The following is a 25,641-nucleotide window of genomic DNA, read 5'->3' on the forward strand; positions in this document are numbered from 1 at the left end:
GCCCTGCCATACGGCCAGGGCGCCACGCCGGTGGATTCCTTTTTTTGTTCAGCCACCTAACAACGCCAAAAGCACTATTAAATCCAGCGCCGCTATCGGGGGCAACATCCTATTCCCAGCCAGCTATTGCGAGCCGGATTCATCTGGATAAAAGGAGCCCGCCGGCCCCGGGAATACCACCGGGCTCTCGAAGCCGTCCTTGCTCACCGAAGCCACGCCGAAGAAATAATTGTCGATCACGATATTCTCCAGCGTGTATGCATCGACATTGCCCACATAGCGGCTGTTGGTCCAGGTGGGTTCGTCGGTCAGGCGCCAGTAGATCTTGTAGCCGGCCAGCAGGCTTTTCTCGCGCTTGTCTGCCGCCTGCCATTTCAGCGTGGTGTTGGGGGAGACGGCGCCCTCGATGCTGACTTTCGCCGGCGGCGCCGGCGCCCTGGACAGGGCGGCCATGGTCAGCGCGTTGAGCGAGGTCAGCTTGGCGGCGTAATCGAAGTTGACGCCCTCGATCACGTCGCCGTAGCGGATGCCATTCTCGGTGCGCAGGTCCTGGTGCTGGCGATTGTAATTCTCGTTGGTTTCCATGATGCGCACGCCGGGATAACCGAGGTCGTTGAACGGGCGATGGTGGCCGCCGCGACCGAAGCGGTCCAGGCGGTAAATCATCATCACGTCCAGGTTGGGGATATGGTTTTCGGCAATCTTGTGCACATAGCGGCCGAGGTTGCGCGAGGGGGAATCGACTTCGCCGCCGGTAAAGCGCCGCATGCGCGCTTCTTCGGCGCTCTCGTTCATGCGGGTGCCTTCCATGAAGACCCGCGCCGTGGTGTTGTTGATAACGCCGTTGATGCCCTCGATATTGCCGATCATGTCATTGTTCAGCACACCGGTGATACGCCAGCCGCCCTTCTGCGCCGCGGCGGCCATGATCTTGCCACCGAAGAGGCCCTGCTCTTCCCCCGACAGGCCGGCGTAGACGATCGAACCGGCAAACTTGTGCTTGCTCAAAACCCGCGCCGCCTCGATGGCACCGGCGAGACCGGAGGCATTGTCATTCGCGCCGGGCGAGTCCGACGTGGAGTCCATGACATCGGACACGCGCGAGTCGATATCGCCGGACATGATCACATAGCGCCCGGGATCCACGGTGCCCCGCTGAACAGCGATCACGTTGACCACCTCGGTGCGCTCGGGGATACGCTGCTCGCCCTCAATAAAATCGGACTGGTAATAGACTTCCAGGCAGCCATCGCAGGCCGCGCTGATCCGCTTGAACTCCTCGTAAACCCAGCGCCGCGCGGCACCGATACCGCGCGTGTCGGACTCGGTTTCCGACAATGTGTGGCGGGTGCCGAAGCCCACCAGGGTGCGGATATCCTGCTCAATGCGGTCCGCGGAGACATCCCGCCGGATCTCTTCCAGCAGCGCCGCATCGGCATTTGGCTGTGACAGGGCGGGCGCGGCCGCGAGGGTGAGCAGAACCGTGGGAATCAGGGCGAAACGGGGCAAGGTGGACCTCCAGGCGGGCAGTGTTATGCATGTTATGGGGGGCACATGCTAACGCAGATCGACGTGATGATCCTGCCCGTTGGAACCCCGCTTCGCGATCAGGCGTACAGCGAATCCCGGTAGCTGCCAGCCCTCTGCGCCCCGTGCCGGCCCAGCTCCAGGCGCTTCCAGAACTTCTCGTGGAAGTAATAGGCCACCGTATTGCACAGCGGCTCCACCAGCGCCAGCGCGCTGCCGACCAGGATATCGCCGGTCATCAGGAAGCCGACCGCGAAGGCGACGGTCATATGGACTATGGCAAAGCTGATGGTCTTTAACATGGTGCTGCCCCACGTTGCTGGTTGCGATGCGGAATTATTGCGAATCATTCTCACCTGGAGAAATGATCAAAATTTGTCGGCTTAATTGTCCACCGCTATCGATAGTGCCGGTGCGGTATTGCCAAGTACGCCGCGCGCCCTGGCGCCCGCTTCCGCGCGGGATTGTGCCGTAGCCCACAGATACGCCATCTCGAGAGACATCAAAAGGCAAAATTCACACCGAGAGGCTTTACAGGAAAATCCCACCTGACTAACCTCCCTATCACTTTTGGTCTAGCCACTTTTGATATTGGACAACCAAAAGTGTCACCCCGGTGCCGCGCGGTACGTCGGCCCGCCAGTCGGGGGAATGCAGTTCAGCGATGATGATCAGCCGGCTGTGCTTTTCCCGCGGTCCCGGCCGCAGTGACTGATTGTCGAATCCATCCAACAACGAATAAGAACGCGGATAGACACATGAAAACCAAAGTAAAAATTCCGGCAGCGCTCGGGGCGCTGCTGGGCGGATTGCTAATGTCGGCCTCGACGTCGGCGCAACCGGTGGGCTTCGCCTCGCAGAACGGCGGCACCACCGGCGGTGCGGGCGGTGCCGTCGTCTACGCGACCTCCGGCACGGAGATTCACGCGGCCCTGTGCAACCGCGCCGCCAGCGACACGCCGATCGTCATCCAGGTCGAAGGCACCATCAATCACGGCAATACCAGCAAGGTCTCTGGTGCCAGCTGCAATACCGCCGAGGACAAGATCGAGATCAAGGATGTCAGCAATGTCTCGATCATCGGCGTCGGCAGCGGCGCGCTGTTCGACGAGCTGGGCATCCATATCCGCAACGCCTCCAACATCATTCTGCAGAACCTGCATGTGCGGAACGTGAAGAAATCCGGCTCGCCGACTTCCAACGGCGGCGATGCCATCGGCATGGAGAGCGACGTGTTCAATGTGTGGGTGGACCACGTCACGCTCGAGGCCTCCGGCGGTGAGAGCGACGGCTACGACGGCCTGTTCGATATGAAGGCCACGACCCAGTACGTCACCCTGTCCTACAGCATACTGCGCGGATCGGACCGCGGCGGCCTGGTCGGTTCCAGCGACAGCGACGACACCAACGGTCCCGTGACCTACCACCACAACCTGTTCGAGAACCTGAAGTCGCGGGTGCCGCTGCTGCGCCACGCCACCGCGCATGCATTCAACAACCACTACCGCGGCATCAGGGATTCCGGTATGAATCCGCGCATCGGCGGACGCATTCGGGCGGACAACAATTACTTCGAGGACTCCAAGGACGTACTGGGCACCTTCTACACCAACGACATGGGCTATTGGGATGTAAACGGCAATATCTTTTCCAATATCACCTGGACGGCGGACGGCGATGACAACCACCCGGCCGGCCCCAATCCCGTGTCGACCACCTCCATCAGCATTCCCTATTCGTACCCGCTGGACGATGCCGGCTGCGTGCCGCAGATAGTGCTGGCCACGGCGGGCGCCAACAAAGGTCTGCTGGTATCCGACGGCAACTGCCAGAGCCAGGGCGGATCCTCTTCGGGGGGCAGCTCATCCGGCAGCTCCAGCTCATCTTCGAGCGGTGGCTCCTCGTCAGGAGGTTCCAGCAGTTCCGGTGGCGAGCCCGGTGAACTGGGTCCGAACCTGGCGCTCGGCGGCGGCGCCGATGGCAGCAGCAAGGGCGGCGGCAGCAGCTACGGCAATGTGATCGACGGCGACCTGCAGAGCTACTGGCAACCGGGCTCGGCCAGCGGCGAGCGCATCTCGGTGAAAGATTTCGGCGGCAACTTCAACACGGTGATCATCCGCGAAATCGGCAGCGCGGTGCAGAGCTGGCGCCTGATCAACCACGACAACGGTCAGGAGCTGGCATCCGGCACCGGCATAGGCGCGGCCATGCAGGTCTATCTCGGCGACGTCAGCATGGACAAGCTCAACCTGACGATCGACAGCGCCAGCGGCGCGCCGCAGATCGCCGAGTTCGAGGTCTACAACGCGACCGGTGACGGTTCCTCTTCAGGGGGCTCTGGCAGCTCAGGCGGCTCTTCTTCTGGAGGGTCGTCTTCTGGAGGATCGTCTTCCGGCGGTTCCAGCGGTGGCGGCACTAGCGCGACCATCACGCTGCAGGAAAACGCCAGCGGCTACTGTTCGGTAGATGGCGCGGTGGAGAATGAACACGCCGGTTACACCGGCAGCGGCTATGCCAATACCGACAACGCCAGCGGCACCGGCGTCGAGTGGTCCCTGTCCGCACCTGCGGCCGGCGTCTACACCCTGCAGTGGCGCTTCGCCAACGGCGGCGGCGACAGACCCGCCAACGTGCTGGTGAACGGCGGCCAGGTGGCCGGCATCACCATGCCCGACACCGGTGCCTGGACCGGCTACGCCGACAGCGGCACGGTGGACGTGGGCCTCGCCGCCGGAACCAACCGGTTGCGCCTGCAGGCCAGCGGCAGCTCGGGCCTGGCCAATATCGACAACCTGTCCGTGACCGGCATAGACCCGGCGGCGGGCAGCTGCAACTAGCGACGCAGTAACCATCCTATCTCACAGGATCGAGAGGCGCCCCGCGGGGCGCCTTCTTCGTTTGGCCCTCACCTGCCTTATATCCCTTAACTCCCCCACCGTTTCACCTTCCCATGGGCAGCATTACCAATTTCTATTCCCGGTTGAATATGTCTGACCAATCTGCTTAGATTGCCAAACCACAAGGTTTACAAAGCTGAGACTCTGGGTACTCGAGCTCGATAACAATAACTAGCGATGACGTAGAGAGGATCAACCATGAAAGCCTGGCACAGCACCGCGGCCTCCCTTTTTCTACTCAGCTGCCTGACCGCCTGTGGCGGCGGCGGCGCCGATTCGGACAACGAGGGCGATGTCGTCAACACGCCGCCCGCCAGTTCTGCCTCTGATGGGGGCTCATCCAGCGGAGGCTCATCCAGCGGAGGATCGTCGGGTGGCGGTTCTTCCAGCGGCGGCTCCTCCGGCGGCGCAAGTGAAGGGCCAATCCTGAGTGAGAGCTTTGGCGACGACCAGTTCGCCAATATGGACCGCAACGACAACATCACCCTGTTCAGCCCCGACTACAAAGCGGTTGCGGCAGTGAACGGTGACGAGTGGCCATCTTTCTACTATCCCACCTGCTGCTTCTTTGACGACGCTTCCGTTGCCGGCGACGGCTATATCGATGACCTGGCAGACCGCCTGGGACTGAAGAACGACAGCGGCAATCCGGCCCTGCTGATCCACAATGCGCGCTTCGCCATCGGCCAGACCAAGCCCGACAACAGCGCCTCGGACCCCAAAATCAACTCGACCACTTCCGATGACCTGACCACCTGGGGCGAGCTGGACCTGAGCCAGAGCTACCGCGTTTCCTTCTGCGTGAAGGAAGCCGATGGTTCGGGCCTGATGCAGATCTATGTGGACAACAACAGCACCGGCGAGGCCAACTCCTTCCACGGCGGCGGCAGCCGCGGTTCGCGCATTTTCAACGTGAACGCCAATCTGCTGGTGCCCGGTCAGCGCGTGGAGGTCAACATTCCCGGCAATACCCTGGTGGCCGGTGAAGTGCTGGACTCCCGTCCGGAGCTGGTGGGCACCGCCACATCCTTCCTGCAGTTCCGCGCCGACAGCTCGGCCACGGTGATGATCGACGACTTACTGATCGAAGCTCAGAGCGAGAACGGCCAGGCGGCGCTGCCGGCCTGTAACGTCTTTGCCCCGGCGAGCCCACCCGCAACTCCGGAAGCCCCGAGCGTCAGCGGCGGCGACGCTAGTATCCGCGTTACCTGGAATGGCATCGTCGGTGCGTTGCAATACGACCTTGCCTACGGTAATGAGAACGACGTTACCAAGGCGACCCCGTTAGAAGACGTCAGCTCACCACATACGCTCGAAGGACTAACTAACGACACCCCTTATTTCGTATTCCTGCGGGTCAGGAACGCCGCCGGCTGGAGTGATTGGAGTGAGGCGGGTACCGCCACCCCGGAAGCGCCGCCGGCGCCGGTGGGCGACAGCTGTGCGCCCACCACCCAGGTGGACACGGCCATTCCCTGGAGTGTCTACGACGGCTGCCTGTCCCCGAGCGAAAACGGCTCAGTGGTTTACGACACCTCGGTACAGGGAACTTTCGATTTTGGCAGCTCCGATCCGACGCTGTTTACGGCGGTCACCAGTGCCGAAAATGAAAAGCTCGGCACCGCCCTGCTCGATACCACCGCGGATGCCGCATACAAGAGCCGCGGTGAAATTGCCGATATTTTTGCCGCGGGTTATCCGAAGCACTTCACCGCAATCGCGCGCATCAAAGCCGCCGATCCGGCACAGCGCGGCTTCGAAATGCAGACCTATTTCGCGGAAGCCAGCAAGCGCGTGAATATGATGCTGCGCCCGGACCAGGGCGAAGAGCTCGGCCGCATTCACCTGGAGAAGTTCACCGACGGCACCGAGGATGTGAAGGCCGAGGCACCGCTGCAGGACGGCGACTTCCATATCTACCATATCGCCTTCACGATGACCGACGCCGACACCCTAACGGCCAAGGTCTACATCGACGGCAATGACGCACCGGTGATCGACGTGACCAGCACCGGCCGGGATGCCGGCGGTGAAAACAAATTCAGGGTCGGAGAAGACTCAAGCTCGGCGCACCTGGCGGAAGTGGACTGGATTGTCTGGACCACCGACGCCGCCACCGCTGCCAAGGCCCCGTCCGAACTGGTCGACCAGCTGCCCGACACCATCGGCGAACTGGGCGCCTATGCGGCCGGCGCCGAAGCCTGGACCGGCGCGGCGCTGGATCTCGGCGGCGAAAGCGGTACCGCGCCCTCCGGTTCGGTACTGCTGAACGAAGCGGACAAGGTCACCATTGCCGCCGCCGGCGGCAGCGTAAGCTCGGATTCCGTGCGCAAGTTCTTCGCCTACCGCGAGGTGTCCGGCAACTTCACGTTCACCGCGCGGCTGAAATCCGTGACCACCACCGATGGCAGTCCGTTTGTGACCAGCAGCAACAGCTACCGCTTCGGCGTCGCGGTGATGGAGAGCGTGACTCCCGCAGCTTCCTTTCAGGAGGTGGGCCGCTTCGCCACCATCGACTACTGGGTAAGTGAGACCGCCACGCCCGCCTTCGATGGCTCGCGCGCGCACAAGCTGGATGTCGGCGACACCGCGGAATCCAAGCGCTCGCGCTCCAGCGCCGCACTCGCCATCGGCGACTACCTGCGTATCCAGATAGTCGACGAAGCGGGCACCCCGCGCGTGATCCGCTCGGCCGCGCCCGCGGACTTCCCCAACGACTTCACCCAATTGAACAGTTCGGCCTTTAAGGATGAGGGCAGCGTTGGTTTCCCCTCCAGCTGGTTTGTGGGCGTCTACGGCGCGCCGGGAGACGACCTGACGCTGGAGTTCGATGAAATCACCATTACCCAGGACTAATAACACGGGCTGCGAGCCGCCGGCTGGAAATACGCTCCAGCCGGCAAGGTGCGCCCGAATATGGATGGGAGAAAAAAGACAATGAAACATCACAGCAAAAAAATCCTGCCGCTGGCCATTGCCCTGGCCAGCCTGCAGGCACTCGCCCAGGAAGAACAGCAGGAAAGTCAGAGCGACGCAGCGATGGAAGAGGTCTACGTCGAGGGCGTGCGCAGTGCCGATATCAATGCCCGCGCCGCCGAGCGCGACAAGGACAACTTCAGCTCCATCGTCACCCAGGATGACGCCGGCAACTTTTCCGACCAGAACGTGGCGGAACTGCTGCAGCGCATGCCCGGCATCACACTGCAGAAGAGCGAGGGCGAGGGCAAGTTCGTCTCCCTGCGCGGCCTGGGCCCGGGCCTGGTCAGCGTGACGATGGACGGCGGCACCATGGCCAACGCCGGTGGCGGCGCCAACGAGACACTGGAGGACCGCGCCTTCTCCCTCGACAGTCTGCCTTCCGACGTCTTGCAGTCCATCGAGGTGAACAAGTCCCTGACCCCGGACATGAACCTGGATGCGATCGGTGGCTCCATCAACGTCAAGACCCTGTCGGCACTGGATCGCGGCCAGAACACCTTCAAGATCAACGCGCAGAATTACTACCAGGATCAGGCCGAGGACAACTCGCCCAAGTTCACGCTGCAGGGTACCAACCTGTTCCTGAATGACACGCTTGGCGTGGCCTACACCGCTTCCTGGGAGAAACGTGTCACCCAGGGCTACGAGACCCGGCATCATGCCGACACGCTGCCGACCTTTGTCACCGTCGGCGACAAGACCATGCTGATTCCATGGGAGTTCGAGACCCGGCAGGAAAACGCCGAACGCGAACGCCTGGCGGCCTTGCTCAATCTGGAGTACCAGCCCGACGACGAAAGCCGCTATCACCTGAAATTCAACCACACCAGCTATTCGGATGAAGATATCGCCCTGCGCGAGTACTACCGCTTCAACTACGACGACTCCGACGATGTGGCCTTCCTGAATCCGAACGGTAATGTATTCGGCGGCGGCAGTGTGGATCTGCAACAGCAGTTCTTTATCCAGGAATCGGAAGTGACCACCAACACCCTGGCGCTCGGCGGCGAAAATCGCTTCGGCAAAGGTTGGGAACTGGATTACGAGCTGGTGACGTCCCGCAGCGAAAATGAAAAGCCGGACGGTCGCCGGGTGCAGTTCCGCCTGCGCGAGCTGAACGCGCTGGGCCAGTCCGACGAGGGTTATCTGAACGGGCAAATCATTTCCGGGCCGCAGCTCACCGAGCTGGCGGACAGCGGCAGCATTACCAGCGGCGCCATTTCCGGCGCGAACGGCTATCAGTACGGCAGTGCGGCCCAGCCCAACCTGGGTTATGACAATCTGTTCCTGGAGGAAAGCCTGCGTGAAGACGCCGTGGACCAGTTCGGGCTGAACCTGCGCAGGGATTGGGCCGAGGGCGGCCCGCTCAATTACGTCAAGGGCGGCATCAGGGTCCAGCAGCGGGAGCGCAGCAACGACAAGAACCGCGCTAGCATCGTGCCCTTCGATCGCAGCGTGGCCGGCTGTAATGGCGATGCGCTCTGTCAGGAATTGGCGGGTGCCCGACTGGGCGATTTCGAAAACTATATTCCCGAAAACGCCAACTTCGACCACGCCTTTATCACTCAGCGCGAAGCGGAACGCCTGATTGCCGCCACCCGCGCCATCGGCGACAACTACGACCCGGAACAGCAGGAGCTGGATTCCACCAAGCTGGACTACGAGCTGAGCGAAGACACCTCCGCCGCCTACCTGATGGCGGAGTTCCAGGTACTGGACAATGCCACCCTGATCGCCGGCGCCCGCTACGAGAGCACCCAGTTCGAATCCACCGGCTATATGGCGCTGCGCAACGACCGCAACGAGGACCCCAACGGGCTGACGTCGCTCGACATTGCGCTGCCACTGGAGGAGATCGGCAACAAGTACGACAACTTCCTGCCGGCGCTGCACTACCGCCACGAGCTGAGTGAAAAGCTGCTTGGCCGCGCCGCCCTGTGGACCAGCTTCAGCCGCCCGGACTTCGGCAAGAGCCGCGCCTTTTTCGAGGTCACCGACCGGGTTGTGTTCTGCAATACGGATCCGAACTTTGACCCGGCGGATTTCGAGAACAAGACGCTCTGCGGCGACGATCCCGCGGATATCACACCGGACAATGGCCAGGACCTGGACTATCAGGCGCAGTTTCTGGCGATGGCCGCGGACAATTCCGTGCGCATCGGCAACCCTGACCTGGATCCGATGCGGGCCACCAACCTGGACCTGTCGCTGAGCTACTACGGCGAGGACACTTTCCTCGAGGGTGCGCTCTTCTACAAGGATATCAGCGACTTTATCGTCGATGCTTCCGGAGTGGATATCGCCATCAGTGATCTGCCGTTCCGCCTGCCGGTGGAACAGGTGACCATGTTCCAGATCCCCGCCGACCTTATGCTCAGCAATGCCAACACCTATCTAAATGGTGAAAGCGCGTCCGTGTACGGTGCCGAACTGAGTTACAGCCAGTACTTCGACGGCTATTGGGAGGCGCATCCGGTAGGCCGTTGGCTGGACAACCTCTTTATCCAGTCCAACCTGACCGTGCAGAAGAGCGACGGCAAGGTGGGCGATACCGTGCGCGAGGACAGCATTCGCTTGCCGGAGCAGGCAGACCTGGCCGCCAACCTGACCCTCGGCTGGGAGAACGACGATCTGTCCGTGCGCTTTATCGCCAACTACACCGGCGAAATCCTCAAGCGCATCGGCAGCTGTACCGCCGCAGACAAGGCTGCGGACGCCCTGTCCGGACTGCCGACCCAGTGTCAGGCCTGGGCCGACATCTACCAGGATGAAGCGGTGACCTTCGACGTGAAGGCCACTTACCGGGTGATGGACGGCGTACGGGTTTACCTGGATGCCATCAATATTACCGACAGTGTCGGCCAGTACTATTTCGTCGGCAACGGCTATTCTGGTGGCCGCATGCTGTTCGATGTCGAGCAGTACGGCCCCGGTTACCAGCTCGGCCTGTCAGTCGATTTCTAAACCAGCAGTTAATGCGCATCATCATGCCCTAGCCTTATGCCCCGCCTCGCGGGGCCTTTTTTTGGTCGATGACCGCGCAATTTTTTCTTACCGCGCCTCAGTGGCTCTGTTGAGGATTACTCGATGACGTATCGGATGTACGCCCTGGCTGCGCTCAGCAGCTTCGCCCTGCTCCTTTCTGCCTGCGGTGGCGGCTCGGGTTCCGGCAATACCATTCCGCCGGCAAATGCCGGATCTCCCAGCAGTTCGTCTTCCGGCGGATCCACTTCCAGCGGCTCTTCGTCTGGCGGCTCGACGTCGTCGGGAGGCAGCACCTCCTCGGGTGGCGGCTCGTCTTCCGGCGGTGAGGCAGGTATCAGCGAGGCCTGCCGCTCACTGGCCACCGATCCGAACGTGAACTGGCGAGATTCTGCAGAGCTGGATACCGACCAGGAAATCGTCGAGTGCCTGTGGCAAACCCTGGGCCGCGCGGTCGGCTACGGCGAGAATGCGAGTGGCGGTTACGATCCGGACGGCAACAGCAAGCTGACCGTTATCAGCAAGAGCGGCAGTACGTCGGTTGAGCAGCAGATTGTCGATGCGATTAACGGCGATGCCCACAACTGGATAGTATTCGACAAGTTCGACTTCGCCGAAGAAAGCGAAGTCGCCCTGTATCGCAACTATTGCGATGCAGCGTCGGTCCAGAACGCCATCGGCGGCACCGAGGCGCAGTGCCTCGACTATCGCCAGTGGTGCGAGACCAACGGCTATACTGCGGAAAGCGCCTGCCTGGCGGAGTTTTTCAACAAGCGCCTGAACGATGGCAATCTGCCGATCCGCAATCCGCTGATCGGCAGCAACAAGACCATCGACGGCCGCCTCAGCAAGGCCTATTTCCGTTTCAGCGGCTTTGCCATAGGCACCGACAGCAACGGCTCCGACAATGTGGTCCTCACCCACCTGGACTTTCGCGGTGCCGGCCACACCGAAGACCACGGTCTCGACCCGGATATGATCCGCGCCACCAGCGGCTCGCAAGATCTCTGGATTCACAAGAATACCTTTGAGTTCACCGGCGACTCCGCGTTCGACATCAAACGCGGCGCCCACCATGTCACCATGTCCTTCAACCGCCTGCTGGACGTGAAACGGGCGAGCCTGCACGGCTCGAGCGACGACCGCGCGGAGAACGCGAATATCCGCACGACGATGCACCACAATGCCTTCGTCACCCGCGATGCCCTTTACGATACCTTCGGCAGTGGCGGTCGGCGGGTGCCGCTGATTCGCCGCGGCAGTTCGCATATGTTCAACAACCTGTTTATGAATTACCGCCGCGAGCTGCTGAGCCTGCGCGTCGGCGCCAGTGTCCTGTGGCAGGACAATATGCTGCTGGTGAACAAGGGCATCGGCACCGATTCGCTGGACTACCTGCAAGCCAACCTGGTGACCGACATAGATGGCGGTAACTTCCGCGTCGAGGGCACGCGCATCTGGCTGGCGGACGCCGCCTGCAACCTGGACGCCGCCGACTTCCGCGACCTCACCGCCGCCAGCGGCGCAGTGGCGGATCTGCCGGCGGACTATTCCCAGGATTCGCGGGATACGATCACCGCACAGAAAATCGCCGCCGGACAGGCGCTGGCGGACTACATCAGCGCAACCGCGGGTACCGGGGGCGAAATGCCCTTCAATTCACCGCTGGCGAACGACCAGGACTATGTGCTCGGTCTGGGCAAGGTCGCCTGTCAGTAGTTCGGAATTATCTTGTAGGAGCGGTGGGGCGGCCATCCGCCCATGGCCGCGATCGATCCATCCGTTAATCGCGGAGTGATCGCGGCCATGGGCCGCTCCTACAAGGACGTAAATCACTGAGGTCCGTAAATGAGAAAATGGCTTTGCTTACTACCGCTATTTATCTCGACACTGGCGCAGGCGCAGGCGCAGGCGCAGGCGCAGACCATTTTTATGGCCGGCGACTCCACCATGTCCATCAAGGAAGTCAAAGACTACCCGGAGACCGGCTGGGGCGTGCCCTTTGCCACCTTCTTCGGCGACGGCGTCAAAGTCGATAACAGGGCCAGGAACGGCCGCAGCACCCGCACTTTTATCGAGGAGGGTCGCTGGCAGGGCATCGAGAAGGCACTGCGCCCCGGCGACTATGTCATTATCCAGTTCGGCCACAACGACGAGGTCGAACACAAGACCGACCGCTATACGACGCCGGGCCAGTACAAGGCCAACCTGAGCCGTTTTATTCGCGAGAGCCGCGCCCGGGGGGCCAGGCCATTGCTGATGACCCCGGTCACCCGCCGCTATTTCGACGAGGAAGGCAAGGTGAAGCACACCCACCCCTACGCCGCGCTGGCGAGGGAAGTGGCCGCGGCCGAGAAGGTGGACTTTATCGATATGGAGGCCATCTCCCGCGACTACTTCCAGTCCCAGGGTGACGAGGCCTCGGCGCTGCGCTTTATGCATATCCCGCCGGACACCCATCCCAATTATCCAAATGGCGTGCGCGACGATACCCACTTCAATCAGTTGGGTGCGCGGGAAGTGGCGCAGCTGGTATTGAGGGAGCTGCGGAAAATGGAGCATCCGCTGGCCGGTAAACTGCGTGAGCCGGATCCGAAGCATTTGACTTTGAAATACTGAAAAACCCCTGTAGGAGCGGCCGTTGGCCGCGATCGGACTGCCCGAATCCTCCGGCATCAATCGCGGCCATGGGCGGATGGCCGCCCCGCCGCTCCTACAAGGGGGCAACAACAGAATCAGAGAAATCCGTAATGCGATACCTGCTCACTGCCGTTCTGGCAGTATTTTTCCACTCCGCAACAGCCGCCCTTGGCTACCAGGCCATTGTCGATCCCAACGGGGCTGCAGAATCCGGGCAAGAAATTTACCGGTCCATTGGCGCGGCGCTCGAGGCCGCGCCACCTTCGGCGGAAAAGCCATATGTGATATTTATCCGCAACGGCCACTACCGGGAAAAACTGACCGTCGACAAACCCAACATCACGCTGCTGGGGGAGGACCGGGACAAGACGGTGATCCGCTACGACGCCTATGCCGGCCAGAAGATGCCGGGTTCGGAGGAGACCTGGGGTACCTTCCGCTCCGCGACGCTGACGGTGCTGGCGCCCGACTTCCGCGCTGAAAATCTAACCCTGGAGAACAGCTTCGATTTCCTCGCCAACGACGCCCGCGACCGCAGGGCGACGGAGAAAATCCGCGGCACCCAGGCGGTGGCGCTGGCCCTGGACGGTGAGGCCGACCGCGCCGCCTTCCGCAATGTGAGACTCTCCGGCTACCAGGACACGCTGTATGCCAACCGCGGCCGCAGCTACTTTCTGCACAGCGTCATCGAGGGCAATGTGGACTTCATCTTCGGCGCCGGCACGGCGCTGTTCGAGCACAGCGATATCGTCAGCCGCCGGCGCGCGACAAAGGTCAGCCCGTCCGGCTACGTGACCGCACCCAGCACCAATATCGGCAACCCCTACGGCTTGGTATTCCTCAACTGCCGGCTGCTGAGGGAACCGGGTGTGCCCGTCAGTTCGGTTCCCCTCGGCCGGCCCTGGCATCCCACGACGACCTTTGCGGACGGCCGCTATGCGGATCCCGATGCAATCGGTGCGAGCATCTTTATCGAAACCTATATGGACGACCATATCAGCCGGGACGGCTGGGCCTCGATGCGCGGCACCAGCCGCGACGGCAGCAAGAGCATGATGTTCGAGCCGGAGGACACGCGCTTTTTTGAATACCGCAGCCGCGGCCCGGGCGCCGCGGTCAGTGCCCGGCGGCGCCAGTTGAGCGAAGTGAAGGCCGCAAGATATACGCGGGAAAAAATCCTCGACGACTGGATGCCGACTTTTATCGACAACTAGGAGCAACCAAAAGCAGGAGCGGCCGTTGGTCGCGATCGGCGGGCCTGCGGCCCGCCAAGCCGTGCCATCGCTATCAGCCGCTATAGGTCACTTTCCAGATGCGCCCGTAGCGGTCGTCGGCGATATAGAGGGCACCGTCGGGGCCCTGGGCCAGGCCGGTGGGGCGGTAGTTGGAATCCTCACCGCGGAAACCGTCGGCGAACACCTTCCATTCACCGCTGACTTGGCCGGCACCGTTCATCGGTACGAACACCACGTTGAAGCCGGCCTGCGGCAGCGGCGCGCGGTTCCAGGAGCCGTGGAAGGCGATAAAGGCACCGTGGCGATATTCGGCCGGAAACTTGTCGGCGGTGTAGAAGATCAGGTCATTGGGCGCCCAGTGGGCGGGGAGGCCAAGCAGCGGCTCGGGATATTTCCCCGCAGCGGCGCGCTTGCGGCCATCGCCGCCATATTCCGGTGCGACCATGCGCGCCTTCGCCATCGGATCCCAGTAGGTGTAGGGCCAGCCGTAGTCGCCACCGGGCGTCGCCCGATGGAATTCCTCCGCGGGCAGCTCCGCATTCTGCGCGTCGTTGTAGTACTTGGGAAACAGCTGTGAAAGCTGGTCGCGGCCGTGGCTGGCGAAATAGAGTGCGCCGGCACTGTGGTTCCAGTCCATCGCCAGACCGTTGCGGATTCCGGTGGCATAGCGCTCGCCATCGACACCGTGGCGCTGACCCGGCTTGTCGTCGGCAAAGCGCCAGATGCCGGACTGCGATTCCAGCTGCGGACAGGGCTCGAGGCCCGGGCTGCCGGGCGTGCGCGCCTGCTTCTGGCAGGCATTGGATGGCGCACCCACGGTTACATACATATTGCCCTTGCCGTCGAAGGTCATCGGCTTGGTGGCGTGCTGTGACTGGGGCGCGAAGCCGGACACGATGGTCTGGGGTGCGGCGCCCGGCACCGGCATTGCGGCCAGCGGAACGCGTTTCACTTCCGTATCAGAGCTGAAATACAGGTGGCCGTCGTGAATCGCCAGCCCGGTGCCGGAGCCCTCGCCGAAATATTCACGCTGGTCGGCACTGCCGTCGCCGTCGCTATCCACCAGCGCCACTAAGCCGTGGCCCTGTTCCGGTCGCATCAGCGAGGCGTAGACGACGCCGTTATCGGCTACCGCCAGGTGGCGCGTCGCGCCCAGCTGGTCTGCGAACACCGTCGCGGTAAACCCTTGCGGCAGGCTGATTTCGGCACGAACGGCCGCGGACACTGAAAATGCCGCGGCGGCGATAAACAGGGAAAAACGCATAATCGGTTCCTCTCAACAATTTATCGCCACCCTAACCGCTTGCGGCCGCCTTGCCAATCTATTCGATCAAGCCCAGCGCGCGCGGCAGGTATTCACTGATCGCCGGGACATAGGTCACCAGAATCAGCACCAGGAACATCATCGCGTACATCGGCAGCAGCGGCCGGATCAGGCTGGTGATGGAGGTCTTGGAGATGCTGGCGCCGACGAACAGCACGCTGCCCACCGGCGGCGTGCACAGGCCGATGCACAGGTTCAGGATCATCACAATGCCGAACTGCAGCGGCGACATGCCCAGCTCAGTCACCACCGGCAGGAATATCGGCGTGAAGATCAGTACCGCCGGCGTCATGTCCATAAAGGCACCAACGGCGAGCAGTATCAAGTTGATGGTCAGCAGTATCAGCAGCGGGTTGTCGCTGATGGTGATCAGCGCCTGGCTGATGGTCTGCGGGATATTCTCGTAGGACAGAATCCAGGACATGGCCGAGGAAGCGGCGATCAGGAACATCACGATCGCCGTGGTCTCCACCGATTTGACCAGAATGCCCGGCAGCTGGTCGAGCTTGACCTCGCGATAGATCAATACCGACAGCAGCAGCGAATAGAGCACCGCGATGGCACTGGCCTCGGTGGCGGTAAAGAAGCCGCTGATAATGCCGCCGATCACCAGCACCACCAGGAACAGGCTGGGAATCGCATCGAAGGTTTTCTGCAACGCCTCGCGCCAGGGGGTCACTGCGCCCACCGGGTAGCCCTTGGCCTTGGCCCAGATACCGCAGACGATCATCAGCCCCAGGGCCAGCAGCAGTCCCGGCAGGTAACCGGCGATAAACAGCGCGGCAATCGACACGCCACCGCTGGCGAGAGAAAACACGATCAGGATATTGCTCGGCGGAATCAGCAGACCGGTGGTCGACGAGGCGACGGTCACCGCGGTATTAAAATTCTTGTCATAACCCTCCTTGTTCATCGACGGAATCATAAAACCGCCGATGGCAGAGGTGGCCGCGACTGCGGAACCGGAGATGGAACCGAACAGTGTGCAGCTGATGATGTTCACGAACGCCAGCCCGCCCGGCAGCATGCCCACCAGCACCCGCGCGAACGCGATGATGCGCCGGGCGATACCGCCGCTGCCCATCAGCATGCCGGACAGGATAAAGAACGGGATCGCCAGCAGCGCAAAGCTGTCGATACCGGTGGCCATGCGCTGTGCCATGGTGATCAGCGCGGGCAGCGGGTCTATCGTGACCAGCATGGTCAGCAGCGTGGCGATACCGATACTGACGGAGATGGGGACATGCAAGGCGAGCAGAATCAGAAAACTGATCAGCAGTACGGCGACAGAAATTTCCATGTTGATCTCCTACCACTAACCTTGGGCTGACGCCATTTCTGTTGACTCTGCGCTGTCGTGCGCGGCCGGAATTTCGCCGCGCAAAACCTGCAGCAGCTGATCGATGCTGAAAATGCAGATGAGTGTGCCGGACAGGGGAATTACACTGTATACGAAACCCATGGGAATGCTCAGCGCGGCGGAAAGCTGATTCAGTTCGAAGGTGAGCATGACCAGCTGTATACCGCCGAATACCATGGTGGCGGCCGCAAAGGCGAAGCACAGGGAAATAGTCAGCAGCTGTACTTTTTTGCGCAGACCTTCCGGCAGCGCATTGGTCAGCAGATCGATGCCGAGATGGGATTTCTTGCGATAGGCGTAGGCCGCGCCGAGGATGCCGATCCACACCAGCAGATAACGCGCCAGCTCTTCCGTATAGGAACTGGGATTCATCGGCAGGAAACGGGTGAGTATCTGCCAGGTGACGTCCAGCACCATCAGTGCCAGCAGACTGCCGAGCACAAGCTCCAGCAGCCGGTCTATTCGCTTCATGATCATTGCAGCGTTACCTTTTTATATTTATTTGGTATTCGCGTTCTTGTGATTTCTGTAGGAGCGGCCCATGGCCGCGATCAATGGTTGAGAATCCTTCGAATATCGATCGCGGCCACCGGCGGTGGCCGCCCCGCCGCTCTTACAGTGTTATTTTTTATTGAATCAGCGCTATCTGCGCCAGCAGCTCGCCGACTTCGGTACCCTGATAACTGGCGTGCAGCGGCTGCACCGCGTCGATAAACGGCTGCTTGTCCGGGTAGATCACCTGCACCCCGGCGGCCTCGACCGCGGCGAGGGATTCGCGCGTGGATTCCTGCCACAGGGTGCGCTGGTAGGCGACCGCCTCCTCCACCGCCTGCTGCAGCCAGGCCTGCTGCTCCGCATTCAGTTTCTTCCACACCTCGGTGGAGATCAGCAGCATATCCGGCACATAGGTGTGCTCATCGAGCGTGTAAAACTTGGAAACCTCGTAGTGCTTGGACAGGTAGAAGCTCGGCGGGTTGTTTTCCGCCCCGTTGACAACGCCCTGCTGCAGCGCGGTGTAGAGTTCCCCCCAGCTGACCGGCGTCGCCGCGCCGCCGAGGGTATTGACCATCTTGATCGCGGTCTGGCTGTTCTGCACGCGGATCTTCAGACCGTTCAGGTCCGCGGGCGTATGGATGGGCTTGTCGTTGGCATAGAAACTGCGGCTGCCCGCGTCGAAATAGCCGAGGCCGCGCAGACGCGCGCGCTCGCCGGCGATTAAAAGCTCGCGCCCGATATCGCTCTGCAGCACTTTCCAGAAATGATCGGAATCGCGGAATACGTAGGGCAGGTTGAAGATTTTCAGTTCCGGCACGAAGCCTTCCATCGGGCTGGCGGAGACCTTGGTCATCCCCAGGCTGCCGATCTGCAACAGCTCGATCAGCTCTCGTTCGCTGCCCAGCTGGCCGCCGGGATAGATGTCGATACGCATGCTGCCGCCGGACAGTTGGCGCAGGCGCTCGTCCATGAATTCCATGGCGCGGTGCACCGAGTGCTGCTGGTCGAGGGTGTGGGCCAGTTTCAGCACCGTCTGCGACTGCTCGAAACCGCAGCTGGCCAGCACTAGCAGCAGCGACATAACCGCCACCTTGAGTGGCAGTGCTCTCTTCATCATCGTGTGTACCTGCTCTCTATTGTTATTGCTACAGGTTCTTACTGCTACGGGCAGTGCACGGGTCGATACCCGACCGTGCGGCAGACCAAATTGGTCTTACCATTCTATAGGCCGGTGCCGCCCACTGCAACGCCGCGACAGGGCCCCCTCAGGCGCGCACCAATCGCGCGGGTTCCCCGCGGCCGGCAACGCAGCCACCGGCGTACTGGGCGGCCGGTATAATCGCGCCGCGGTGACGGATGACCGCCGCCGCGCAGCGGTTACCGGCACTCACTGCGGATTCCGGCTCCTCGCCCTGCAGGCGCGCCGCCAGGTAGCCCGCATTGAAGGCATCACCGGCGCCGGTGGTGTCGACAATTTCCGGCACCCGGGGCACGGCAATGGCGCTGAGCTCGCCGTCGTATTGCAGCAACACCGACTCGGCACCGCGCTTCAGTACCAGCTCCGCCAAGCGGAAGCGCCCGTTGCGCTCGAGGCAGCGACCGGCATTGCGGTCGCCCCACAGCGCCTGCTCATCCTCCAACGTCAGCAACGCAATATCTGTCTGCATCAGGAAAGCCGCGAGAACCTCGCGCGCTTCATCGGCAGAACGCCACAGGCGCGGCCGGTAATTGCTGTCGAAGGCGACGCGCCCCCCATCGCGGCGGAACGCGGTTAAAAATGCTAGTAAGTGCTCACACGCATCCGGAGCCATGATAGCCAGGGTGATACCGGAGAGATAGAGGTAATCCATACCCTGCAGATAAGCCTGCAGCTGCACTCGCACGCCCGCCTCGGCGAACAGCTCCCGCGCGGGCGACTCGCCGCGCCAGTAGGTGAACTGGCGCTCGCCGTCCGGGCTGTTCTGAATCGCGTAGAGGCCAGGACAGCGCCCCGGCAGCTGGGCGATGGCCGAGGTATCAATGCCTTCCGCGCGTATCTGCGCCAGCATCTGTTCACTGAAGGGATCGTCGCCGAGCAGTGTGACATAACTGACTTCGACACCGTTCCGCGCCATATAGACCGCAGTGTTGTAGGTATCGCCGGCAAACGACTGCGCCATCAGCGTGGTGCCCCCGCTCTGCGCTTTCTGTGGAGCCAACTCCACCATGACTTCCCCCAGGGCGGCTATCTTCACGGTGTTCCCCCTATTATCTGCAGCAGCCATAGCAATATTCATGTGACCTTGACCCAACGCTCAGGCCTTACCACCAAGAAAAGTGGTATAACCAATTTTGCACACTATAGCAACCTACAAGTAATCAGACAGACCGGAAACTTCGGCAAATCCGGACCAGGACCATATCGCACCTGAGCCGGACTTCGGGAATTGCGTAACCGATCAAAAGTCAATGCGGAATTTATGCTGCGACTTCCCTGCGCGATATGATGGCCGGCTACACGCCCTCAGCCTCAATGCGCAGTGCCGCCGCCAAGGTGGCTTCCACCCCTTCCTTGAGTATCAGCCCCAAAGCTCGGGCAACTGCTACAACAAAGGCATCGCTGCTGAGGAGGGCTGCGGGCACGACTCCAGCACGCATTAACAGCACTCTCACGTGATTGTCGCTGGGGAAGTTTCCCATATTTCCCAGCTTCTGCATCACGCCGATCAAACCGGCCGCGCCCGGGTCGCCAATATTGGTCTCTTTGCCCGCGCAGCGACTTCGGAACAGAAAGGCAAGCCACGCCGCTATTACCACGCAAATCATCGGGCAAGGGCGCCCCAGCGCATTCAGTTCGTTGGCGGGCTGCAGAAGTCTCTGCGCCAATTTCTGGCTGCTGTCAGACGCTACCTGCATACAGGTATAGGGAATGGCGGGATTCGCAAAGCGTGCCAATACCTGCTCGCAGTAGCGTGGCAAATCCACTCCTTCGACACCGGCCAGAGTAGCCATCAGCTCCCGGCGCATCAGCGCAACGACAAACCGCTGCAGCAGCTCATTTCCAACTGCCTCGTGGATATAGTTGTAATCGAGCAGCCTTCCCATATAGGCGAGCGCCGAATGACTGCCGTTCAGCAGCCGCAGCTTCATGCGCTCAAAGGGTGCGACATCTTCAACAACCATGACCCCGACGGCCCTCCAATCGGGGCACTTGGTGACAAAGTTGTCCTCGATCACCCACTGGCGGAATGCCTCGCTCTGCAGACAGGCCATGTCCCGGTAACCGGTGTCCGACTGAATTCGCTTGACCAGTTCCACAGTGGTCGCCGGCACCATACAGTCCACCATGGTGCTGCAGAACCCGAGATTTTCCTCTATCCAATATGCGAGACTTTGATCCTTCAGACGGGCGACGGCCAGGAGGCAGGATTTCAGCAGTCCACCGTTTTCCGGTAGATTGTCACAACTCAATATACTGAAGCCCCGCTGCCCCCTCTCCCTTCTGAGCTTGCAGGCTGCGAGCAGAAAGCCGAACAGAGTCTTTGGCGATTCTGAGTCGGCAATATCTGCGGCAATATCCGGATTTGCCAGATCGAGTTCCCACTCACCCGGAATCAGGTAATATCCTTTTTCTGTAACGGTTACCGTTACCACGTAGGTATTTTCACTGGCGAGCGCATCGATTACTGCGGAGGGATTTTCCGGCGCCACCAGCACCGACTCCACAGATCCGATCACACGCAAGTGCTCGCCCTCCGAGCAGCTTTCGCACAGGGTGTAGAGACAATCTTGGAGTTGCATGCGATCGCGCATGTCAGGCTTGCGCAGACTAATGGCGGTTATACGCCAGTCTTCCCCACTCTTTGCCAGCAGGTCGTCCACATAGACCGCCTGATGTGCGCGATGAAAATTTCCGATACCGATATGAACAATGCCGGCGTTAAGATTTTCCGGATTGTAACCGGGTCGGCGAACAACGCGGCTCGCGTCTTCAAACGCATCGGAATTCATCAATTCAAGCGATAGACGCTGCATTACCGCGGACCCGCTTTAGCTGCCTGTAGGTTCTAAGCACTTCAGTGCGTGAATAACTCCGCGGATTTCGGCAAGTCCTTTCAATCTGCCGATATAAGAATAGCCCGGCTTTACCGCACCTGTCGAAAGTTCATCGCCCATTAACAGCCCGTGATCCGGACGCATCGGAATCTCACTGGCAGCGCCGGTCCGGCTGCGACGACGTTCCTCTTCCAACAGCGCCGCTACCAGACCGACCATGTCATTGTCGCCGGCCAAATGGTCGGACTCGTAAAATGAGCCATCCGCTTCCCGCACCACATTGCGCAGGTGAACGAAGTAGACCCGTTGCGCAAACTCCCTCGCCATTGCAACCAGATTGTTATCGGCGCGGGAACCAAAAGAGCCCGCGCAAAGTGTCAATCCATTGGCAGGAGAGGGAAAAGCCTCGAGCAGCGCTCTGACGTCGTCAGCTGTGGACACCACCCTCGGCAAACCGAAAAGTGAGAAGGGAGGGTCGTCTGGATGAATGCACATTTTCACCCCGACAGATTCCGCCGCTGGAATGACTTCCTGCAAAAAGAGGAAGAGGTTTTCCCGAAATTTCTCTGTTCCCAGTTCATTAAACTGCTGGATGGAATACCTGATACTATCGCGGTCGTGGGATCCCTCGCCACCAGGCAGCCCTGCAATGATATTGCGCTCCAACTGATCCACTTCCTCGCCGCTCATTTCCTGAAAACGTCGGTTCGCCTTCTTCAGCACGTCCGGGTCGTAATCGGCTTCCGCACCCGCACGCCGCAATACGTGTATGTCATAAGCTGCGAAATCCGCCATTTCAAAACGAAGCGCCTGGCTTCCATTTTTCAGCTTGTAACTCAGGCTGGTGCGGGTCCAGTCAACCACCGGCATGAAGTTGTAGCAAACAGTAGTGACGCCTGCCCTGCCCGCATTGATTACTGACTCGCGATAATTATCGATCATCCTATTAAAGTCGCCCGTGCGCGCCTTGATGTCGTTGTGCACCGGGATACTCTCTATTACCGACCAGATCAGTCCGGCTGACTCAATAAGCCGCTTGCGTTCGGCAATATCTTCCTCACGCCACAGATCGCCCGTGGGAAGCTCGTGCAGGGATGTGACGATACCGGTAGCGCCTGCCTGAGCAATATGCCCGAGGGAAATAGTGTCACCGGGCCCAAACCAGCGCCAAGTCTCTTGCATATACATCGTTCCTAATTAATGGACTTCTTGTCAACGGCTGTGCTGACCAGCCGATTTATGCATTGCCAAAGCGGTGTCGGGCGGCCGGCGAATTACTGCCGGCCACCCGCTCCGATTAGCTTAGCGCTCCGCTTTTAGAAGTTTGCGCGGAAGCCAAGCTGGAGGGTGCGGCCGTAGTCCTGAACGCTCTCGAACATACGCGGCGCATTGTCACCGTTGCGGAACACGCGAACGTCCTTGGCCTCGTTCAAGTTGATGGCGTCAATGTAGATGCTCATTGTATCCGATAGATAGTACTGAGCGCCGAAGTCCATCGAGAAGCGAGCTTCGCGAATTTCGTCGGCTGCCGAATCAGATGCGATGGTTTCCACTTTTTCGCCAACATAGTTGCCAGATAGGCGAAGAGACAGCAGGTCGTTCTCGTAGCCCACAGAGAGGTTGCCGACCATTTTGGGCTGATCCGGCAGGCGGAAGGTCTCGCCGGGGCGGATCTGCTCTACGCGGCTGGTGCTGTCTGCAAACGTCACGTTTCCGTCGACAAATATCCCCGGAACACTTGCGAAAGACTGGAAGTAATTGAGCTCTACCCCTTGCACCTTTGCTTCTTCGCCGTTGAAGAAAGTGGTAACGACATCATATCCACCGGTCTGGGTACCATCGCCCACGGCGAAACCGGCCTGAGTTACCGCTGCTCCCTCAAGTGTGCCCTCGACAATGAAGTCGGTGATATCCTTGTAGAAGATACCACCACTGAGGGCGAGGTTGTCGCTGGGATACCAGCTAACCAGGAAATCTGCCTGATTGGCCTTAAGCGTATCCAGGTTCGGATTGCCTCCCGTGTAAGCCCTGGTAAAGCTGCCGTCCTCCTGCTCCATGGTAATGATGCCGATATTCGGACGGTTTTCGTTAAAGGACGGACGCTTGACGGCCTTCGTCAGTGCCAAACGAAATACAAGGTCATCGCTGGGCTCGTAACGGAAGTGCAAGCTCGGCAGCACATCGCTAAAGTCCTGTGAGCCGATGATATCCTCACCCAGAACCTGGGTAGTCGTGAACGTGCTGCATTCCGCGTCATTACAGGTCATTAGGTTTTCTGTGATATTGCCGGCGGAGTCCAGTTTGGTCTGCTCAACACGGGCACCCGCTATCACATTCCACTGATCATTGAGATCAAATTGGCTCATTACGTAAGCAGCATTGATTTTTTCGTCAATGGTAAAGTCGTCGTTCGGGTTGCTGGTATTGAAGCCGGTGGGCACCATCGCGTCGCGAGCCTGGAAGAACAGTTCTTTCGCGGCGTCGAGATCCGGAATCAGCTTGAAGTTATCCAGATTGGTATTTTTAGGATTGTAATAACCGATATCGGCCATAGTCACATCAAAGCCAAAATCGCCCGGGCTCATGTCCAGCTGTTCCTTGTCCTGGAATTTGCTGCGGTCCCGTACTTTAATACCGGCTTTGATAGCCCCTGGCATACCACCGATTTCGAGGTTCCACTTGCCGTCCAAACGGGCGGAAGAGATCTCGTCTTCGGATTTCACATCGTCGATCAGGACATTGTCAAAGGTAAACTTGGATGGATCGGTAATATCCACACCGCTCTTGCTTCGGCTGTACTCATCGGTATCCGGCGTTGCATCGATCGTTACACCATCTTCGCTAGACGTGTACTTCACCAACTCATCGCGCTCGCGGAACTGGCCGCGAGTACCCAGCGGATTGCGGTAGCTGCTCTCCGAGTAATCCAGCTGATAGCTCAGCTCAAACTGGTCGAGCATATGCTCGCCCCCCAGACTTGCGCTGAAGTTTTTGCTGGTAGTGTCCTTGTAGAAAATCTGCTTTTCCAGATCCACGTCATCGAGGACACCTGTATTGGGACCGATAACCTTGATTTCGCTGCCCGTTGCCCGACGGGTCTCCCACTCCTGCTGCACGCGAATATCCTCGTCGCGCAACTTCGATGCGGTCAGATTGAGGTATAGCTCATTGTTATCATCCGGGCGGAACGCAATATTGGCGGTGGCACCGGTACGGGTGCGAGTGCCGATTTCCAGTCGCTGGTCAATCTCCTGCGGCTGATAGTAGGTCCCCTGAGCCGTTTCCCGGGCTATCAGATCGGTGCCGTCAGAGCGGGCGACGCGCAGGTCGTCCAGGACAATATCGCGTTCGAAACCGCTGCCGGTCAGGGCGATACCCAGCGTATTTGCTCCAAAAGCGGTATCAAATAGCTTTGTGTAGCTACCGGAAACTTTTGGCGACATCTCACCAGAGCGCTCGTTGTAGCTGCTTTCAGTCCGCATTGTGAAAGAGTCACCTTTGCGGTCAAAAGCGGTCAGCGTCTTCAGATTGACGGTACCGGCGATGGCATCACCATCCATGTCCGGAGTCGATGCCTTGGACACTTCGATACCGTTCAGCAGATCGGAAGGGACTGTGTCGAGCGAAACGATATTGTCGCGAGATTCTTCTCCGGTGCCGCCCATGCGGACGCCGTTGATCGTGACATTGTTGAATGCTGGCGACAGGCCGCGGACGCTAACAAACCGACCTTCGCCCTCGTCGCGACTGATCGACAGACCCGGCAGGCGCTGCAGTGATTCGGCGACGTTCTGGTCGGGGAAGTTGCCGATATCATCCGCGGCGACCACGTTTTTCCACACATCAGATGCACGCTCAAGATCGCGCGCGCGCTGCAGACTTGCCTGAGTACCAACGACAGTAACCTCTTCATAGAGGTTATCGTTATCAGTGGGCTTTTTCTCGACGTCCTGCGCCTGTGCGTGTGCGGAAGCAGCTATGGAAACGGCCAGGAGAGTCCGGACGGGAGCCGATTTTAGAGTTTGAGATTTAGGAAACATAAAGCCTCCCCGAGGCGATCGGTTGCTATTTATTATTAAGATTCGTGCCGGTTTTCGACGCGTCATCACTCTACAACACATCAGTCATCATATGACTGATGTGTGTTGATAGCACATTACGCCGGCT

The 25,641-nt window shown here is 60.2% G+C and carries 17 protein-coding genes; 6 read left to right on the forward strand and 11 right to left on the reverse strand.

Translation table 11 applies throughout. From position 1 onward, the window contains the following. Positions 1 to 123: 123 nt before the first annotated feature. Together RRF64_RS09780 and RRF64_RS09785 are read right to left on the reverse strand one after the other, a co-directional pair. Positions 124 to 1,509 (reverse strand): M28 family metallopeptidase, encoded by a 1,386-nt coding sequence (locus tag RRF64_RS09780; protein ID WP_323845702.1) that lies wholly within the window; start codon positions 1,507 to 1,509, stop codon positions 124 to 126. A gap of 98 nt (positions 1,510 to 1,607) precedes the next feature. After that, entirely contained in the window at positions 1,608 to 1,829 is a 222-nt protein-coding gene (locus RRF64_RS09785; RefSeq protein WP_323845703.1) for a DUF2061 domain-containing protein, read from the reverse strand. Between the two features lie 456 nt (positions 1,830 to 2,285). On the opposite strand from RRF64_RS09785, the gene RRF64_RS09790 reads away from it, so the two are divergent. From RRF64_RS09790 to RRF64_RS09800, 3 genes are all read left to right on the forward strand, one after another. After that, positions 2,286 to 4,364: a pectate lyase family protein gene (locus RRF64_RS09790; RefSeq protein ID WP_323845704.1), complete on the forward strand. Its 2,079-nt coding sequence runs from the start codon at positions 2,286 to 2,288 to the stop codon at positions 4,362 to 4,364. A 258-nt stretch (positions 4,365 to 4,622) separates the two neighbouring features. Then, the gene (locus RRF64_RS09795) at positions 4,623 to 7,280 is read left to right on the forward strand and encodes a fibronectin type III domain-containing protein (RefSeq protein ID WP_323845705.1); all 2,658 of its coding nucleotides are present in this window, start codon (positions 4,623 to 4,625) and stop codon (positions 7,278 to 7,280) included. An 81-nt stretch (positions 7,281 to 7,361) separates the two neighbouring features. Continuing rightward, positions 7,362 to 10,367: a TonB-dependent receptor gene (locus tag RRF64_RS09800; RefSeq protein WP_323845706.1), complete on the forward strand. Its 3,006-nt coding sequence runs from the start codon at positions 7,362 to 7,364 to the stop codon at positions 10,365 to 10,367. A gap of 116 nt (positions 10,368 to 10,483) precedes the next feature. Here RRF64_RS09800 and RRF64_RS09805 read toward each other — a convergent pair whose 3' ends face one another. After that, positions 10,484 to 10,750 carry a hypothetical protein gene (locus RRF64_RS09805; protein WP_323845707.1) on the reverse strand — a complete coding sequence of 89 codons (267 nt, stop codon included), beginning with the start codon at positions 10,748 to 10,750 and terminating at the stop codon, positions 10,484 to 10,486. Between the two features lie 10 nt (positions 10,751 to 10,760). Between RRF64_RS09805 and RRF64_RS09810 the strand changes: the two genes are divergently transcribed. The 3 genes from RRF64_RS09810 to RRF64_RS09820 all read left to right on the forward strand — a co-directional run bounded on the left by RRF64_RS09810 (position 10,761) and on the right by RRF64_RS09820 (position 14,239). After that, positions 10,761 to 12,104 carry a pectate lyase family protein gene (locus RRF64_RS09810; protein ID WP_323845708.1) on the forward strand — a complete coding sequence of 448 codons (1,344 nt, stop codon included), beginning with the start codon at positions 10,761 to 10,763 and terminating at the stop codon, positions 12,102 to 12,104. 129 nt (positions 12,105 to 12,233) lie between these two features. After that, positions 12,234 to 13,004: a rhamnogalacturonan acetylesterase gene (locus tag RRF64_RS09815; RefSeq protein ID WP_323845709.1), complete on the forward strand. Its 771-nt coding sequence runs from the start codon at positions 12,234 to 12,236 to the stop codon at positions 13,002 to 13,004. A gap of 131 nt (positions 13,005 to 13,135) precedes the next feature. Beyond that, on the forward strand, positions 13,136 to 14,239 hold the full coding sequence (locus RRF64_RS09820) for a pectinesterase family protein (protein WP_323845710.1): 1,104 nt from the start codon (positions 13,136 to 13,138) through the stop codon (positions 14,237 to 14,239). 73 nt (positions 14,240 to 14,312) lie between these two features. On the opposite strand, the gene RRF64_RS09825 is transcribed toward RRF64_RS09820, so the two are convergent. From RRF64_RS09825 to RRF64_RS09860, 8 genes are all read right to left on the reverse strand, one after another. Next, on the reverse strand, positions 14,313 to 15,524 hold the full coding sequence (locus tag RRF64_RS09825; RefSeq protein ID WP_323845711.1) for a PQQ-dependent sugar dehydrogenase: 1,212 nt from the start codon (positions 15,522 to 15,524) through the stop codon (positions 14,313 to 14,315). Positions 15,525 to 15,582: 58 nt separating this feature from the next. Further along, positions 15,583 to 16,884 (reverse strand): TRAP transporter large permease, encoded by a 1,302-nt coding sequence (locus RRF64_RS09830; RefSeq protein ID WP_323845712.1) that lies wholly within the window; start codon positions 16,882 to 16,884, stop codon positions 15,583 to 15,585. Positions 16,885 to 16,899: 15 nt separating this feature from the next. Beyond that, positions 16,900 to 17,415, reverse strand: a complete 516-nt coding sequence (locus tag RRF64_RS09835; protein WP_323846685.1) for a TRAP transporter small permease — start codon at positions 17,413 to 17,415, stop codon at positions 16,900 to 16,902. Positions 17,416 to 17,572: 157 nt separating this feature from the next. Further along, positions 17,573 to 18,553, reverse strand: a complete 981-nt coding sequence (locus tag RRF64_RS09840; protein ID WP_323846686.1) for a TRAP transporter substrate-binding protein — start codon at positions 18,551 to 18,553, stop codon at positions 17,573 to 17,575. A 151-nt stretch (positions 18,554 to 18,704) separates the two neighbouring features. Beyond that, on the reverse strand, positions 18,705 to 19,673 hold the full coding sequence (locus tag RRF64_RS09845) for a sugar kinase (RefSeq protein WP_323845713.1): 969 nt from the start codon (positions 19,671 to 19,673) through the stop codon (positions 18,705 to 18,707). Positions 19,674 to 19,932: 259 nt separating this feature from the next. Continuing rightward, on the reverse strand, positions 19,933 to 21,453 hold the full coding sequence (locus tag RRF64_RS09850; protein ID WP_323845714.1) for a mannitol dehydrogenase family protein: 1,521 nt from the start codon (positions 21,451 to 21,453) through the stop codon (positions 19,933 to 19,935). A gap of 15 nt (positions 21,454 to 21,468) precedes the next feature. Beyond that, positions 21,469 to 22,656 (reverse strand): mannonate dehydratase, encoded by a 1,188-nt coding sequence (gene uxuA / locus RRF64_RS09855; RefSeq protein WP_323845715.1) that lies wholly within the window; start codon positions 22,654 to 22,656, stop codon positions 21,469 to 21,471. Positions 22,657 to 22,790: 134 nt separating this feature from the next. After that, positions 22,791 to 25,514: a TonB-dependent receptor gene (locus RRF64_RS09860; RefSeq protein ID WP_323845716.1), complete on the reverse strand. Its 2,724-nt coding sequence runs from the start codon at positions 25,512 to 25,514 to the stop codon at positions 22,791 to 22,793. Positions 25,515 to 25,641: the final 127 nt, after the last annotated feature.

The sequence above is a fragment of the Microbulbifer magnicolonia genome, from assembly GCF_035117725.1.
GTDB lineage: Bacteria > Pseudomonadota > Gammaproteobacteria > Pseudomonadales > Cellvibrionaceae > Microbulbifer > Microbulbifer magnicolonia.

What these genes read in the sequence shown, in the direction of transcription:
- RRF64_RS09835 (WP_323846685.1), bottom strand. Translation starts at nt 17,415, where the DNA reads ATGAAGCGAATAGACCGGCTGCTGGAGCTTGTGCTCGGCAGTCTGCTG.
- uxuA (WP_323845715.1), bottom strand. Translation starts at nt 22,656, where the DNA reads ATGCAAGAGACTTGGCGCTGGTTTGGGCCCGGTGACACTATTTCCCTC.
- RRF64_RS09795 (WP_323845705.1), top strand. Translation starts at nt 4,623, where the DNA reads ATGAAAGCCTGGCACAGCACCGCGGCCTCCCTTTTTCTACTCAGCTGC.
- RRF64_RS09785 (WP_323845703.1), bottom strand. Translation starts at nt 1,829, where the DNA reads ATGTTAAAGACCATCAGCTTTGCCATAGTCCATATGACCGTCGCCTTC.
- RRF64_RS09800 (WP_323845706.1), top strand. Translation starts at nt 7,362, where the DNA reads ATGAAACATCACAGCAAAAAAATCCTGCCGCTGGCCATTGCCCTGGCC.
- RRF64_RS09830 (WP_323845712.1), bottom strand. Translation starts at nt 16,884, where the DNA reads ATGGAAATTTCTGTCGCCGTACTGCTGATCAGTTTTCTGATTCTGCTC.
- RRF64_RS09840 (WP_323846686.1), bottom strand. Translation starts at nt 18,553, where the DNA reads ATGAAGAGAGCACTGCCACTCAAGGTGGCGGTTATGTCGCTGCTGCTA.
- RRF64_RS09815 (WP_323845709.1), top strand. Translation starts at nt 12,234, where the DNA reads ATGAGAAAATGGCTTTGCTTACTACCGCTATTTATCTCGACACTGGCG.
- RRF64_RS09860 (WP_323845716.1), bottom strand. Translation starts at nt 25,514, where the DNA reads ATGTTTCCTAAATCTCAAACTCTAAAATCGGCTCCCGTCCGGACTCTC.
- RRF64_RS09850 (WP_323845714.1), bottom strand. Translation starts at nt 21,453, where the DNA reads ATGCAGCGTCTATCGCTTGAATTGATGAATTCCGATGCGTTTGAAGAC.
- RRF64_RS09790 (WP_323845704.1), top strand. Translation starts at nt 2,286, where the DNA reads ATGAAAACCAAAGTAAAAATTCCGGCAGCGCTCGGGGCGCTGCTGGGC.
- RRF64_RS09820 (WP_323845710.1), top strand. Translation starts at nt 13,136, where the DNA reads ATGCGATACCTGCTCACTGCCGTTCTGGCAGTATTTTTCCACTCCGCA.
- RRF64_RS09825 (WP_323845711.1), bottom strand. Translation starts at nt 15,524, where the DNA reads ATGCGTTTTTCCCTGTTTATCGCCGCCGCGGCATTTTCAGTGTCCGCG.